The following is a 16,037-nucleotide window of genomic DNA, read 5'->3' as shown; positions in this document are numbered from 1 at the left end:
CGGCTCACTGACTCATTTGCTTTCGTTTTCGACTGGCAAACATCCGGGCGATGGTGGCATTAGGTATCAACGCTCCCAGCCGCACTGCCCAGGCATTAAAGCGGCCTGATACGTGAAAAGTTTCTTTCTTTTTCCAAGCCTGGATCAGTTCGATGGCAACCTGTTCAGCCGTCTGCGTATAAGCCCCATCAGTCAGGGCTTTGCCCCAGGCATTATCGTTGGCAGGAGTATTCATAAAATTGGTACTAGTGAAACCGGGACTAAACAAAAGCACCCGAATGCCGTATGGTTTGCACTCTTGGGTAAGGGCTTCCGTAAACGACCGTACAAATACTTTGGAAGCCGCATAAACAGCCATATAAGGGCTTGGAAAAAACGCGGCTAGCGAGGCTACGTTGATGATACCACCCTTATTGTTGGCGATCATATCGGGCAGAAAAAAGTGACACAGAGCCACCAGGGAAGCATTGTTCAACTGCAGCATTGCCAACTCAGCTTGCAGATCATTTTTTATAAACTCACCATTGGAGCCAATGCCTGCATTATTTACCAATAGGGTAACTGTCAGCTTTTTTTTTCGACATTCTTCAAAAACCTGCCCGGCCGCATCGGCCTTACTTAGGTCTGCCGGAATATATTGAGCCTGAATGCCATATGTTTCAGTGAGTTGTGTACAAAGCATTTCGAGTTTGTCGGCACGGCGGGCTACTAGCAACAAATTATGTTTTCGTACGGCCAGTTGGGTGGCCAGGGCTTCGCCGATACCGCCTGAAGCTCCGGTTATTAAGGTAACATTCATATCTTGTTCTAAGTATGAGGCAAATTTGAGATAGGTCGTACTAAAAACCGTGTTCAAATAGCGGTTCGTTGTGTTCAAATCATAGATGATCCTGGGATAATTTTACTTCCGGTAAGGCAATAGAAGTATTGTATTGTGCTTGCAGAAAGGATTAACCAAGCCGTTGGACGAAACCTTAGTGGCAACCTAAGATCAATTACTAAATTGCACTGCCCTAAACAACTTAGTCGAATTGTACATAAAGTGCTAGTGTCTCACCTTTGGGAGCGTTTTTTTGAGACAATTATCTTTTGATAACTGTCAACACTAATCCATAGTATACGATCTTCCACAATCGAATGTCCAATCAAATAGACTAGCCATTACGTCTTTTACAAACCGATCAGAAGCTCACCCGGTGTTATAGCCTCACAAGACAGCGGCAATAGTCCTAATTCTAAACACACAGCAGGGTTTACAACTTATTTTCCTGAAGGGTCATTATTCGCGGCTGAAGATGTACCCAGCTAGTCAACGCTTGTTATGAAAAAAATAGCCTTAGTAGTCGGTGTCAGCGGTATTACTGGCAGTAATCTGGCCCAAAGGCTGCTCGACCAGGAGTGGACCGTGTATGGACTGGCCCGTAATCCCGCCACAGAGCTAAACGGATTGATCCCCATCGCAGCGGACCTGTTGCGTATGGATAGTCTGAAGGCGGCCTTGTCTGAAGTTAGTCCCACTCACGTGTTTATTACCAGTTGGATGCGCAACGAAACCGAAGCTGAAAACATCCGGGTAAACAGCCTGATGGTTCGCAACCTGCTGGATGCGGTTAGGCCAACCAATACTGTGCAGCACGTGGCGCTGGTCACTGGACTTAAGCACTACCTAGGTCCGTTTGAGGCTTATGCCAAAGCCGGCACACTACCTATAACGCCGGTACGGGAAGAACATCCCAGACTGGCGATCGAGAATTTCTATTACGCTCAGGAAGATGAAGTGTATGCTGCGGCTGAACGGGATGGCTTTACCTGGAGTATTCACCGGCCGCATACGGTAATTGGCAAAGCCGTGGGCAACATGATGAACATGGGCACCACGCTGGCCGTCTATGCTTCCATCTGCAAAGAAACCGGCCGACCCTTTCAGTTTCCTGGTTCCGACGCCCAGTGGAACGGGCTATCAGACGTAACGGATGCCCGGGTTTTGGCCCAGCATATGATCTGGGCTGCGACCACCGAAGCCGCCCGTAATCAGGCCTTCAATGTTGCCAACGGCGATGTGTTCCGCTGGAACTGGCTCTGGCAGCAGCTTGCCAACTGGTTTGGCCTGGAAGCCAGAGGCTTCGATGGGACGATACACCCCCTTCAAGCCGCCATCGGAGCCGACGCGACGCTGTGGCGCGCTATAGCGGCCAGCCACAAGTTGAAAGAACCCATGCTAGAGCGTCTGGCCTCGGCCTGGCACACGGATTTAGATCTAGGCCGTCCCCTGGAGGTGATGACGGATATGTCGAAGAGCCGAAAGCTGGGCTTTACCGTTTACCAGGATACGCGGGATTCATTTATTGATCTGTTTGTCAGGCTTCGGCAGGAAAGGTTGATCCCGTAACGCTATTACGACACATCCGCAAGCCTGGTTTATTTTTAAGCAGGTCAAAAGCGGGCGTAACAGGTTACTCCCTTCCTCCATAACGACGTACCTGCTGAATGGCAATGATCTTGTTCCGAGTTCTAGAGTTACTACGCAAACGAATCATGATAAATTGGGCTGGAATAAAATGCGCCAGCAGCATCAGTTAACAACCGAAAAAATCACCGCCTAACCAGGCTAACCCATGACTAAAAAGCGAGTATTTTTTACCGGCGGATCGGGCAAGGCCGGTAAGCACGTCATTCCCTACCTGCTCGACCAGGGCCATACCGTGTTGAATGTCGACCTGATGCCCCTGGATTATCCGGGGGTCAATAATCTGGTCGCTGATATTACCGATTCTGGCCAGATGTTCAATGCCCTGAGTTCGTACGCCCGCTTAGATGAACTGGAGCCTGGTACCGGCGTCCCTACGTTTGATGCAGTCGTTCATTTTGCCGCTGTGCCCAGAATCTTGCTCAAGCCCGATAATGAGACGTTTCGGGTCAATACGATGGGAACTTACAATGTAATTGAAGCGGCCGTTAAACTGGGCATCCGAAAGATTATTATTGCCTCCTCCGAGACAACCTACGGTATCTGCTTTTCCGATGGCCAAACCAACCCGCACGTCTTGCCGCTGGAGGAGGACTACGCCGTCGATCCCATGGACAGCTATGGCTTGTCCAAGGTAGTCAATGAACAAACAGCCCGTAGCTTTCAGCGACGCTCAGGGGTAGATATCTATGCCCTACGGATCGGTAATGTGATTGAACCCCACGAATACGCCGAGTTGTTTCCTGCTTATTTTACCCATCCTGAGGTGCGACGCCGGAATGCCTTCAATTACATCGATGCCCGGGATCTGGGCCAGATTGTGGACTTATGTTTGCAAAAAGAGGGGCTGGGTTATCAGGTGTTCAATGCCGGTAACGATCACAACGGGGCCATTCTTCCCAGCCTGGAGCTGGTGGAACGGTTCTTCCCGGGAGTACCCATCAGTCGGGCCTTGGGGACTTATGAAGCCTTATTTTCCAATCGCAAAATCCGGGAAGTGCTGGGCTTTAAGGAACAACACAACTGGCAAAAATACGTGACCTGGGGGGCGTAAGGTACAAGGGGTTTTTTGTCCATTTGGATACTGTTGGCAAATTCCGTCTGCTACGCATTGAGTTAGACAGATGTTAAAACCAGCGTATATTCAGACGTTGTTGGCATTCAGCTATTGCTGGTTTAATCTATGCTGTTGCCAAATGGATAATAAGACGAAAAAGTCAGCCGGGAGAGAAAATATATAATTACCAGTCACAGCAATCATAACCACACATATGAAGCTGAGGATTAGGAGACCTAAATTGTTAATTTTCATAATTGACAAAGATTTAGATGTCTTACAATGTGTTATGTATCAGCCAAATTACGAAACTTCTAGCTAAATGCTGTTTCAGTGATAGCCCCATCTATGAAGCAGATACATGAATGCTCCTTCGTCTCATTTTGGGGAGCGTTTTCTAAGAATAGGGTACATGAAGCTTCTAGCTCAATCAACGGTTATTTTCATAAGCATGTGAATAGTAAAGCATCTTTCATAGAATTTAATTATTGTAAATTAGTTAAGAGCGTTCACTTCAATTGCTTGTCAATCGTCTCCGTAATGATACTAGCCGAGGGGCGAACTGCATTGACGTTGATTAACTTCCCTTGCTGATCAATTAGTAGATAGCGGGGAATAATACTGAACTGATAGGCCTGCCAGAAAGCATTGAAACTTTCACCAGGCGGGATATTGATATGAATGCCCTTAAAAGTAGAATCTGCACCCAACATTTTCTGCCAGGCCTGTTGATCCCGATCAATTGATACGTCCCGATCAATTGATACGTATAGAAAAGCGACCTGGTCCTTTCGGGCAAACCGTTATTGCAACTGCTTGGCGGCTGGGAACTCTTCCCGGCAAGGCATACACCAGGTGGCCCATACATCCACATACACTATTTTACCTTTCAAATCTGATAGAGACACGGATTGACCATCTGGGGTAACTCCAGTAAAGTTAGGGGCAACTTGACCCGGTGCTAACGCTTGCCATTTGGTATACTTTTGCTGAATCGTGGGAGCATATAACCCATAATCAGGCTCCTTATTAAGGGTAATCCGTACAGAATCTGTTCCTGGCGTCAATCCCTGCATACTAAGAGCCATATCCACTTGTTTAGCCTGTAAATAAACACGAATGGGGTCTGGTAGTTTTTCTTAAGAATTTGCTGATTGGCTAAACGCGGTAGGTTATCAGTTATAACTAAGCTTTGGTCTTTGGATTTACCCGCAAATAAAGACGGGATAAGGGCGGCTTGCAGATACATGGTCAAGACAAAACCATATTCATACATATTCGCTCGAAGCAAGCTTTCATCAAAGGGTACTTCATCCGTGACATGGCTTAATGCGGCTGGTGGTGGCGTGTTGGGGGGGATACGGGTAGAAATGGGCCATACTATAATTCAACTTGTAAGCTAGCAGTTGCATTGCATTCTTTTGGGCCAATAGATGGCTAATCTGAGCTGACTCCTCCCTTGTCGTCAGTGTAGGCTTAGTCAGACGAGTGTAAGCTTTTTGAACTGAATCAAGTCGATTCACAAATGCCTGAGGCTCTAGTTGAAGGATGTGTTTACCATTTTTTGTCTCATAAGAACGCCAAATAGTGGCTATTTGCGTTAAATAGGTGGCCACGGGAGCGCCTGGACCTGAAAACTGAAAGGGAATCAAGTTTTGCTTGGTATAGCTAATTTGTAAGCTGTCTCCAGGGCTTACCAATAATGGACATAGCTTGTCACCGATCTTTACATCAATAAATTGACGCTTTGTCAGGGGCAACTTTATCACCATTGGCGTATTACCAGCGATTTGGATTGACTTAAGTTCAACGGGCTGAAGTGTAAGTAGATGGTTCTTCAAGCTTATCTGATGGCTCAACGGAACTGCTTTCGCTTCTAGAGAAGGCTTTTACTATCTTATTTTTGGTATCCACATCCATCTTGTATAACAACTTGGTATCCAATCGCTGAAATTGCTGGGCACTAATACGTTTGCCATCCAAGTAATAGCGCATTGTATCAGCCGGAGAAACTTGACGAAGATTTATGGGCCGTCGTGTAGCGGCTTGAGCGGTCATACCCGTTGAAAGACCTATCAGGCCGATTAGTAAACAGGCGATTAATTCCTTCATGATGGAGGGGTAAGCAATTACAGAGAATGAAGGGAACGCAATGCAATTATAACTAATACTTTAGTTAGTATATGAAAAATTATAAATAAATTTGTAATTGTACTAGATGGGCTCATATACATCGATAATTCAGTTAAACGTTGGCCAACGTGCAACAGGATTTATCTGTTTCAAGAAACGCCCGAATATTGAAGCATAATAATCCGTAAGCTTCGTTGTCTCAAGCAAGAGTGATTTGTGAGACGTAGTTAGAAAAGGGGTTGAAAAGCAGCAACCTTGCTGACCTTAGTATATAAGCTCACCACTACGTTATTGCCTGTTGTGTTAACCCGACGCCAATGAGTGTTGATGGTGGGCGCTAAACGCCACTAAATATGCGTACCTGAACCTTTACACATCCCTTTGGTTGGGCTGCGGGCTTGACTTCCAGCCGTGCGGCCTGTCGCCTGCAACATGTCTATGCTGAGCAAGGCCGGCATCACCAAGTTACTGCTCAAACCGCGTTTTGTCTGGAGTTGAGTTCTTTCTTGATTGCTTTTAAATGGTTCCAGTTTAGAAATAGGATTGGCATAAAGGCAAAAGGAATTACGCCCAGACCTATGCTCGTGGCATGAAGTCCTTTTTTGCTTGCCAAAAGCACTACCATAATTAGCAGTGCCAAAAGCGCCCCAGCCAACATACCCGTTGCGAGCTGGGTTGTTTTTTTTTGGTTGAGCCAAGCCTCATTGCTCATCTCCTGGATTTTCCGGTTTTTCATCTGACTAAGTTAGGGTTAAGAAAAGTTACTGTACTGGGGGCGTTTAATGAAGCAATGTATCAATGAGTATTTAGCTTGATGTTTTCGTACTTTGGCGAATATAAAGATGATTTTACAACGTAGCGTATAACCATCAGTACACACGATCATTCATGTCTGATAACAACCCATCGACGGCTTCGCAGCTTACTCCCGACCAGCAAGACAAGCTTCGGGAATTAACCACTCAGAGCTGGAACCTCGAATTAGCCATCTCCGGGGTGGCCATGTTCGCCATCCTGCAATTGCCCGATTTGCTAGAGTCAGCCTTTAGCTACATCCGCTACAATTACATGACCCACACCGAGGGTGCAGCGGTCATGTTACCCACGATGGTATATAGCCTGATACGGGCCATGTGTCACGTCTTGTTTGCGGCCTTTCTGGCCAATTTTGTGATGCGGGCGTTTTGGGTGGGTCTGGTAGGTCTCTTAGCCGTTTTTCCGTCGGGCATCCACTACGACCGTATTCCCTTCTCTACGCCTTATGCCCAGCAACGACTAGCCGACGAGTTTGGCCCACTGGACCGCTATATTCTCTGGCTCGATAAACGGTGCAACGTCGTGTTTGCTCTCGCGTTTCAGTTCGTGTTCCTGCTGGTGGTCGTTGCCATACTCTACCTGCTGGGTTTACTGGTCTACTTAGTGGTTCAACCCAACGTGACCCCCAACGTCTGGTTTGGGGTCAAAGTTGCCTTAGGCATACTAATGACCTTGTTCTTCTTAGCTTCTATGGTGCTGAATCAGAAGAAAATAAAAGAGACACCCAGGGGCATTCAACTTAACTACCGGTTTACCAAAGCAGGACGACTGATGATGCTGGGTATGTACAAACACTCGTCCTATGTCACTAACACGTTCTACGCCAATATCCGGCCCGGCAAATTAATTCAGACGGCAGCGATTTTCGTAGTAGTATTTTTTGGGGTGTTCTTCCTTGAATACGCCAACGATATCTCGCGTACCAGTGGACGGATGCCTCTTTTTAACAGCCGACATCTTTACTCGGCCCGTGTCGATAGTCTTTATATCGAGCCTACAGCTTATGACAACCAGCGCCCCGAGGGAGCGTTTGTTAGCACGGCTTCCATCCAGTCAGACGTGATTCGGGAACCCTATTTGCGCTTGTTCATTGCCTATCCCAAAGCGCTTGATACGAAGCTCAAGCAGGTTGCCCCCGAACCAGTCTGGAGCGATACGCTGTCGAGGCAAGCGCGTCGGCAACAGTATGCTATCTGGAGCAACCAGCAGATTAATAAGCTGATTCGCATTACCATTAACGATTCGACCTGTGCCCAACCTGACTTGCTATTTACCAAAGCCGGGATTCAGGAGCAAAGTGGCTGGCAAACGGTGGTAGTACCGGGCAATCTGAAAGTAGGCCACAACCTGCTCCGCGTGGCCCTGCAAGACCCCCGAAAAAAAGAAGCCGATGAACTGGTGACGATTCCATTCTGGTACGTACCTGAACCCTAATCTAGTCGCCCTTACTTAGCCAGCCTTATCTGCTTCACACCCAGATAGCCGCTTCCTACTGAACACGAGCGGCTATTTAACGTGAGTTATGGATAATTTACCCCAGAGGGACGGGCGGCCGCTGCCGTGATATGTTTATAGATATAAGAGGTTCATTATCATATGCATGCCTGAGGGGTAGGTTTATCACTTATAAACATGAGATGCCTACCGGCATCGTACTAAAAAAGCTTCACCAACCATAATTTACGTTTGAGACATTAGTGGCTCTTTTAGGGGAACGACCTGGTGTCGTGGTGGCCGACAGTGGGTGTTTCGCCATCCGTTTTTTACAAACCATCTATGATCGCTTTTCTATTTTGGTCACTACGCTCTACCTTGAAACGGTAGGGCCGCGAACGATTCCTTCCAGACCACCGAAACGGCAATAAATGATATGGCGGGTTTTTGGGCTGGCAGGCTCACCTACCGTCGTCGGAAACCCTCTATCGAGCTGACTTCTGCACTCGTTAAAGAACTTACCGACCTAAGGGGTAATATGATGTTGCTTTACACAATCTTAGATCGGGTGAGTGCCTATTTACTGGTAGCCAGTGGCACTTTTCAAGTCATTACGTACGATAATTTCACTAATCAGCGGTAGCTAGACAGTTCAGAGGTTTTTAAGGCCACGTTTCAATTTTGTCTATCCCTCAAATGCAGTAATTTGGCTTTCATGGAACTGCGGGTGGCATTGGATTGATTTGGTCGTCAACCCTTTAATAGTCGCTGATACCCATTTAGACCTACTCCTTAGTTATAAAGTGTAAATACCCAAATCCAATCGTTTTCTAATGCAATTATTAGATTTGTTTAATTTATGGCGTCTTTAGTCATATATTGTATTTGTTTTTAGTGCCTGATATAAATAATGTTAGTATTAATCTAGCCTATATTGCTAAGATACAATCGGGCTATTTGACAGTAAAAACGGTAAACGGACTACTTAAGAAAAGAATTAATTGCACAAAGACCTCCGGTGAACGAACAGCAACTTTGGACCGCTTTCCAATTGGGCGATGAAGAGGCTTATACGCAGCTATATCAGTTGCATATTCGGGCCATGTATCGCTACGGTATGAGCCTGGTTGCCGCTTCAGAAGCGTTTGTATTGGACTGTGTGCACGATGTTTTTACGGAATTATGGGCTAAGCGAACCAAACTGACAATCCCCGATAACATTCGCCATTATCTGCTAAAAGCACTTAAGAATCGGATTATGCATTTGCTTGAGCGGAAAGAGCGCCCCGCCAAATCTTTAGACGAAACCGATTACGAAGCACTTTGGGCGGAACCCAATGATCTGGAAATACTTGAAGAACTCGAAGCGGCCAGTACCCGCCAGGAACGACTTCAGCGACTCATCGCCCAATTACCCCCACGTCAGCAGGAAGCCCTGAAGCTGCGCTTCGTTGAAAACATGGACTATAGCCAGATTGGTGAAGTGCTGGCTGTTAATCAGCAGTCAGCCAAAAACCTCGTTTTCCGCGCTGTTGAGAAATTACGAAGCTGGTTTGTTCTACCTATTTTAACTATTTTAACTTTTTTTAGAATTTAGTGAGTACGTTTTTAAAAAGTTGTCATCTACTGACAAATTCAGTAGCCAGTGCAACCTAATTACGAGACTTTTTCAGCCGCCGACTTTTTAACGGATGACGCCTTTGTCAACCATCAGCTTAGACCGACGATCCAGTCAACCCATTTTTGGGAAAACTGGTTTGACCAGCACCCGAACCGGCAGCGGGAATACCAACAGGCCATTGATTTAGTAACCGCCATTCGGCTAGGCCTTGACGCCTATGCACAAACCCAGTTACCTGAAGAAACGATCCACCAGCTCTTAGTCCGGATTCGAGAGACAAATACCCAAATACACAAGACCGTAGTTCCCGTTCGCCGGGTAGCTTGGATGTGGTGGGCGGCTGCAGCCTGCGTTATTCTAGCGCTGGGCATTGGAATCTGGCAGCAAATCAGTCATCAGACATCTCCGTATGAGCAACAGCTGGCTACGTTAACGAAAACGGTTTCCGAAAAAATAAATACCACTCAACAGGTCCAGATCATTCGCCTGCCCGATCAGTCGGTGATCTCGCTGACTCCTGAGAGTCGGGTAAGTTATTCCGCTGATTTCGGCCAGCAAAATCGGATGGTATACCTGTCGGGTGAAGCGACCTTTGCCGTAACCAGGGATGCTAGGAAACCCTTTCTGGTACATGCCAACGAAGTGGTGACGAAAGTGCTGGGGACAAGATTTACAGTGAGGGCGTTTGCAAAAGAGAACCGGGTACGGGTTCAGGTACAGTCCGGTCAGGTATCGGTTTACCACAATGAGTCATCCCCATCGACTACCAGACAAAAAGGGGTTATGCTGCTACCTAACCAGCAGGTTGTCTTTAACCGAGAAACGGCTCAGTTTGATAAGATGCTGGTGGAGGCCCCTATTCTCGTCACCAGTCCGATCCGGCCAAAGAAAGCGCCTGCTTTTGTGTATAACGATACACCCATTCCTCAGGTGTTGCAGGAACTAAAAGAGGCCTACGGTATTGAGATTCGTTACAACCGGGAAGCGCTGGCCAGTTGTCAACTGAATTCGTCGATGACAAATGAATCATTCGAGCAGAAGCTAAGCATCATTTGTGCGACCGTTGGCGCAACCTACGACATCATTGATGGACAGGTGATTATCAACGGTGGTAATTGTCAGCAACCGTGAACCATAACCTCTGCTGTCGATAGATATAACTATTTAACTCTTTATAAACATATGAATTAACACTACCTGCTTCATTCCTGAAAATTCAGTTATGGGCCAGCCCCCTGGCTCAACGGTTCCCCTGCTGCGATACAGCCCGTAGTGCACTGATGGGGATTGTCTTATCTAATTTTTAACCGACTAAACCAAGTAACAGTATGAAAAACGTAAACCTTTACGTACTCAGGTTTATGAAACTTACGTGTCTGCAATTCCTGATGGCGTTGCTTTTCATGGGAGTCTCGTGGGCCACCGATGTTTCAGCTCAGGAACTGCTCAACCGGCGCGTAAGCCTAACCATCCAGGAACAGAACATCAAGACCGTGTTGCGCAGCATTGAAAAAGCTGCGAATGTCAAATTTTCGTACAGCCCGCAAATTGTCCGTTCTAAACAACTGGTTTCGATGCGGGTACAGAACAGTACGTTAAAAGAGGTGCTGGAAAAACTGCTCATTCCGTTAAACGTCAATTTCAGTATTTCCGGCGAACAAATCATTCTAGCCCGCACGGTCGAATCACCCGTTAGTATTCAGTTAGGCGAATCTATCGAGGAGGGCGAAGCACCAGCAGAGCGAACCATTACCGGGGTAGTTTCCGACGAAAAAGGCCAGGGCTTGCCAGGTGTCAGTGTTGTGGTGAAAGGCTCGACCCGTGGTTCGGTGACCGATGCGTCGGGAACGTATCGCCTAACTGTTGCGGATGGGCCGCATACGCTGGTGTTTAGCTTTGTAGGGTACGTAACGCAGGAAGTTGTGGCGACCAATCAATCGACCCTTTCTGTGCAGTTGAAACCCGATGTGAAATCCATCAATGAAGTGGTCGTTGTAGGCTACGGTTCATTAAGCCGTAAGGAAGTGACCAGCGCCGTTACACACCTATCCTCGTCGGATCTGCTTCGGGTCGGTAGCAATAGTCCTTTAATGTCTATCCAGGGGAAAGTAGCTGGTTTATCCGTGACCAATACAGCCGCTGGTGATCCAAATTCGACGCCCAACATTCAGCTTCGGGGCGCTTCGTCACGCAGCGCGGGCTTAGGGCCTTTGTTTGTCATCAATGGAATTCCCGGGGGTAACCTGGATAACATCAACCAGAATGAGATTGAGTCCATCGACGTACTGAAGGGCGGGGCCGCTTCGGCTATTTATGGAACCCGCGGCAGTAACGGCGTGATTGTGATTACCACGAAAAAAGGCTCTTCGGAATCCCGCATTTTCTATGACGGCTATAGCTCCTTTGATTATATTACCAATCCGCTCCATGTATTGTCGAAAGACCAGTTTCTCGCCGATAAGCGTGGGGTCGATCTGGGTGGCAATACCGACTGGACGAAAGCCGTTAGCCGGAATCCGGCTTTCTCGCAGAAACATACCCTGCAATTCTCGGGGGGCAATGGGCAAACCAACTATTTTGCATCGGTAGACTATCGAAACGCGACCGGTATCGACTTACGTTCTTCCAAGCGGGAATACGGCGGCCGGGTAAACATTAACCATACCTCGGCCAATAATCTGTATGCCATTACGTTCACAGCGGCTCCCCGCTATGCCAACACCAATACGGCCGACTACAGTGCGTTCAATTATGCCTTAACGCTCAATCCGACGCAGCCGATTTTTGATAATACGGGCCGGTATGCTTACATAACGTCTGGTTTTTTTGCGAACAATCCCGTTGAACGGGCCAAAAATGTGCTGGCTCAGCAGGAAATAAAATACCTGGATATTAACGGCTCGTTTAAGTTAAATCTGCTCAATAACCTCTCGACCCTGGTGACTGTAGGGGAAGTAAGTTCGGCCTTTCGAAACGAAAATTTTACGCCGTCTACATTATCAACGGTCGTGAACGGGACCAAGCGGAACACGGGTTCCCAGTCGTTGGATGAACGAGACCAGAAAAGTTTTGAATGGACGGGTAATTACGCTCTGGATGCACAAAAGCACGCGGTGAAACTATTGGCTGGTTATTCCTATCAGTACTTTACGGCATCAGGATTCAATGCTTCCAACGAAAATTTCCCCTCCGACGTACTGACCTACAACAGCCTGGGCACAGGTCTCTGGAATTTGCAACAGGGCATCAATAACGTAGGCTCCTATCGAAATAACTCCAAACTGGCGGCTTTTTTTGGTCGTGTAAATTACGACTATGACCAAAAGTATTATCTGTCGGCCAGTTTGCGCCATGAGGGCTCATCGAAATTTGGTTATGATAACAAATGGGGGGATTTTCCGGCCGCTTCGGTGGGCTGGCGCATTACCCAGGAAAAATTCGCACAGGGACTTCCCTGGTTAAACGAACTGAAACTGAGAGCTGACTATGGCGTAACCGGTAACCAGGACTTCGATAATTACCGCTCGCTGGATACGTATAGTGGCTATGGGTATTATCTCTATAATGGAACTTCCTATCAGGTTTGGGGACCCAGCCAGAACACCAATTACAACCTGCGATGGGAAAAAGCGATCAACTTTAACGTCGGCGTTGATTTCGATGTATTCAAAAACAGCCGCTTAACGGGTAGTTTGAATTACTACGTTCGCACTAATAAAGATTTGCTGGGTTCCTACACGGTCTCTAATCCGCCAAACGTTCAGGGGTCGACCTTTGCTAACGTCGGAACGATGGAGAACTCTGGTCTGGAAATCCAGTTGAGTGCTGCTGTTATTACGAATAAGGATTTCACCTACAACGTAGCATTTGCCGGCGCTACCAGCAGCAACAAATTTGTTTCATTTTCCAACGAAGCGTATAGGGGTCAAAACTTCGTCAACGTCGTAAGCATGCCCGCTCCCGGCAGCCCCGGTACAGCGCAACGTTTACAGGAAGGTACCCGAATTGGTAGTTTTTATATGCTACGCTCAGCTGGTGTCGATGAAACCGGTGCGTTATTGGTCTACAACAAGAATGGGGATGTGATCGTAGCCAATAAAGCGACGAATGACGACCGGCAATTTGTTGGAAATGGCCTACCTAAATTCACGGCTAGTCTGACCAATAATTTCCAATATCGGAAGTGGGATTTAAGCATATTCCTACGGGGAACGTTTGGCTACAAGATTTTCAACACCTTTGCTTCCTATCTGGGAACGCCCGCTGCCCAGCAGAATGCCAACTTGCTGACATCTGCTTTCGACCCAAGCAGTAAATACTCAAAACTGACCAGTGCCGCTACGTACTCGGCTCTTTCTGATTACTTCCTGGAGCCGGGTGGTTTTGTTAAAATTGATAACGTAACGCTGAGTTATACGCAGCCGGTTACAAGCAAATTTCTACGCTCGGTACGTATCTATGCGACAACCCGGAACCTGAAGACCTTCACCAAATTTACCGGTGGCGATCCGGATTTAATTCAGGTGAACGGCTTATATCCGGGCGTCAGCACCAACAGCGACAATAACGGCACGCTGAATTATTTCCCATCGACTACTCAACTCTTGTTGGGCCTTCAGGTCACGTTCTAACCTTAAGCGGCATCGTAAACTCATGAAACGAAATCAAATTTTCAATTCCATACGTAGTGCGTCTGTCTCGTTACTGCTGATAGCGGCTGGAGGCTGTACTAATTTAGATGAAGTGCTCTCCGATCGGATTACGTCGGGAAATTTCCTGCAAACCAAGGAGGATGTTATCCGTGACTTTCTACGGCCTTTTGAACACAGCTACTGGTCAATTCAGGGCGGCTCAACCTTTATGCTTCAGGAAGATAGCTCGGATGAACTGATGACCCCGAACCGACAGGGCGACTGGTTCGATGGGGGCCAATACCAGCGGGTTCATAACCATACCTGGACCCCGAATGACAACTACACCAGTGATGCCTGGAATGCGCTTTACGGAGGTATTACGTTAGCGACCAACACCCTAGAGGATTTGCAGGCCATTCAGGACCCGTCCCGATATAGCATGACCCAGGCAGAGCTTGATGGTATGATTTCCGAGGTTCGTACGCTTCGGGCCTGGCTCAACCTGAGACTGCTGGATTTCTACCGCAATATTGTAATCGTGACCAAAGTGAAAGGTGAAACGCAGAGCGGCCCCCAGGTTCCACCCCAGGACGCATTTAACTTCATTGAAAAAGAGCTAAAAGAATCGCTGCCGAAACTGCCCACGCGCCAAAGCCTGGGAGCCAACGCCGTCGGTCGCTGGACGCAGGGAGGAGCTGCCGCGCTGCTGGTTCGGTTATATCTGAACGCGAAAGTCTATACAGGTACCGATCATTTTGCGGATTGTGCAACGGTCTGTCAGGATATTATTAGTGGTAAGTATGGTCAATACGCGTTGGAAACCCGCTGGGACGCACCGTTTGATTACACCAATCCAACTTCAGGAGAAACGGTTTTCGGCTTTCCCGGAAGTTTTGGCCTGACCCACTGGCAGTACGACAGCGGCATGTATTTCTGGATGCTGCCTAATAATGCTACGTTTTATTTTGGATTCACAGATTTTGGAACGGCCAACCCCAAATACGCTCTTCAGCCTGGCCGGGACGTTGATAGCACCGAGTACAATTTTGCGCTGGGTAAACCGTATCTAAAGTTTCGGAAGTACCCCGATGATGTTCGATTAAAAACGTATAAGAACCTGGGCAATAGCAAACGGGAAGGTATGTTTTTACAAGGTTATCTGCCTTACACCAATTCAGCCGGAAAGCTTGATACGGTACGCTCGACGAAAGGCCCGTACGCGCTGTTCTTCCGCGATCAGGTGGGTATGTTTCTGGCAGCTAAGCCGGGCACAAAAATCGCCGACAAAACGTCGAACATGAACAATGCCGACCAGAATTCAGGGCTTACCCCAGTGAAGTACCCCTATTATCCGAGCAGTGATCCGAATAAGATATCGTCAGCCTACGCCGAAATCCGGCTGGCTGAAATCTATTATTCACTGGCTGAATGCAAATACCGGGCGGGTGATAAAGCGGGGGCTGCGGTGCTTTTGAATACGGTTCGTGCGAGAAATTACCCGACAGGTTCACCCAGTCTATACAAGCCCGATGGTAGCCAGTTAACCGATCAGGAGATGCTTGATGAATGGGGCCGGGAGTTTCTGGTAGAGAGTCGCCGACGTACCGACCTGATTCGCTGGGGTGTATTCAATACCGGCACTTGGTGGGATAAACAACCCGATGCGGACAATCACACCGCTATTTTCCCGATTGGACAGAACGTACTGAATGTCTCCCCGCAGCTAAAACAGAATCCCGGCTATTGATCTCGGCATTTTTCTGATCAAGCGGCTAAAAGGAAATCCAGGAATCGTCGCTCTTGAACCCATAAAAATAGAATCATTTATGGGTTTAAGAGTGACGATTTTCCTGAACAATTTTTATTGCAGTATAA

Annotated in this window: 12 protein-coding genes; 7 read left to right on the top strand and 5 right to left on the bottom strand. The window is 47.5% G+C overall.

Going from position 1 to position 16,037, the window contains the following annotated elements:
* Positions 1-4 precede the first annotated feature (4 nt).
* On the bottom strand, positions 5-799 hold the full coding sequence (locus IC230_RS25765) for an SDR family NAD(P)-dependent oxidoreductase (protein ID WP_191041957.1): 795 nt from the start codon (positions 797-799) through the stop codon (positions 5-7).
* A gap of 522 nt (positions 800-1,321) precedes the next feature.
* On the opposite strand from IC230_RS25765, the gene IC230_RS25760 reads away from it, so the two are divergent.
* Both IC230_RS25760 and IC230_RS25755 read left to right on the top strand, forming a co-directional pair.
* Positions 1,322-2,389, top strand: coding sequence for an SDR family oxidoreductase (locus IC230_RS25760; protein WP_191041956.1), 1,068 nt, complete (start codon positions 1,322-1,324; stop codon positions 2,387-2,389).
* 226 nt (positions 2,390-2,615) lie between these two features.
* Positions 2,616-3,521 carry an NAD-dependent epimerase/dehydratase family protein gene (locus tag IC230_RS25755; protein ID WP_191041955.1) on the top strand — a complete coding sequence of 302 codons (906 nt, stop codon included), beginning with the start codon at positions 2,616-2,618 and terminating at the stop codon, positions 3,519-3,521.
* Between the two features lie 512 nt (positions 3,522-4,033).
* Here IC230_RS25755 and IC230_RS25750 read toward each other — a convergent pair.
* From IC230_RS25750 to IC230_RS25735, 4 genes are all read right to left on the bottom strand, one after another.
* On the bottom strand, positions 4,034-4,237 hold the full coding sequence (locus IC230_RS25750) for a hypothetical protein (RefSeq protein ID WP_191041954.1): 204 nt from the start codon (positions 4,235-4,237) through the stop codon (positions 4,034-4,036).
* A gap of 90 nt (positions 4,238-4,327) precedes the next feature.
* On the bottom strand, positions 4,328-4,612 hold the full coding sequence (locus IC230_RS25745) for a TlpA family protein disulfide reductase (RefSeq protein ID WP_191041953.1): 285 nt from the start codon (positions 4,610-4,612) through the stop codon (positions 4,328-4,330).
* Positions 4,613-5,330: 718 nt separating this feature from the next.
* The gene (locus IC230_RS25740) at positions 5,331-5,636 is read right to left on the bottom strand and encodes a hypothetical protein (RefSeq protein WP_191041952.1); all 306 of its coding nucleotides are present in this window, start codon (positions 5,634-5,636) and stop codon (positions 5,331-5,333) included.
* A 493-nt stretch (positions 5,637-6,129) separates the two neighbouring features.
* Positions 6,130-6,393, bottom strand: a complete 264-nt coding sequence (locus IC230_RS25735; protein WP_191041951.1) for a redox-active disulfide protein 2 — start codon at positions 6,391-6,393, stop codon at positions 6,130-6,132.
* Positions 6,394-6,545: 152 nt separating this feature from the next.
* Here IC230_RS25735 and IC230_RS25730 point away from each other — a divergent pair, with 152 nt between their 5' ends.
* The 5 genes from IC230_RS25730 to IC230_RS25710 all read left to right on the top strand — a co-directional run bounded on the left by IC230_RS25730 (position 6,546) and on the right by IC230_RS25710 (position 15,909).
* Positions 6,546-7,907, top strand: a complete 1,362-nt coding sequence (locus IC230_RS25730) for a hypothetical protein (RefSeq protein WP_191041950.1) — start codon at positions 6,546-6,548, stop codon at positions 7,905-7,907.
* 1,018 nt (positions 7,908-8,925) lie between these two features.
* On the top strand, positions 8,926-9,504 hold the full coding sequence (locus tag IC230_RS25725) for an RNA polymerase sigma factor (protein ID WP_191041949.1): 579 nt from the start codon (positions 8,926-8,928) through the stop codon (positions 9,502-9,504).
* A 48-nt stretch (positions 9,505-9,552) separates the two neighbouring features.
* Entirely contained in the window at positions 9,553-10,659 is a 1,107-nt protein-coding gene (locus tag IC230_RS25720) for a FecR family protein (RefSeq protein WP_191041948.1), read from the top strand.
* 197 nt (positions 10,660-10,856) lie between these two features.
* Complete coding sequence (locus IC230_RS25715) at positions 10,857-14,159, top strand: SusC/RagA family TonB-linked outer membrane protein (RefSeq protein ID WP_191041947.1); 3,303 nt, start codon at positions 10,857-10,859, stop codon at positions 14,157-14,159.
* A 22-nt stretch (positions 14,160-14,181) separates the two neighbouring features.
* Positions 14,182-15,909 (top strand): RagB/SusD family nutrient uptake outer membrane protein, encoded by a 1,728-nt coding sequence (locus tag IC230_RS25710; protein WP_191041946.1) that lies wholly within the window; start codon positions 14,182-14,184, stop codon positions 15,907-15,909.
* Positions 15,910-16,037: the final 128 nt, after the last annotated feature.

It is taken from the genome of Spirosoma validum (assembly GCF_014699035.1).
GTDB lineage: Bacteria > Bacteroidota > Bacteroidia > Cytophagales > Spirosomataceae > Spirosoma > Spirosoma validum.
This window is presented reverse-complemented; position numbering and strand designations above follow the sequence as displayed.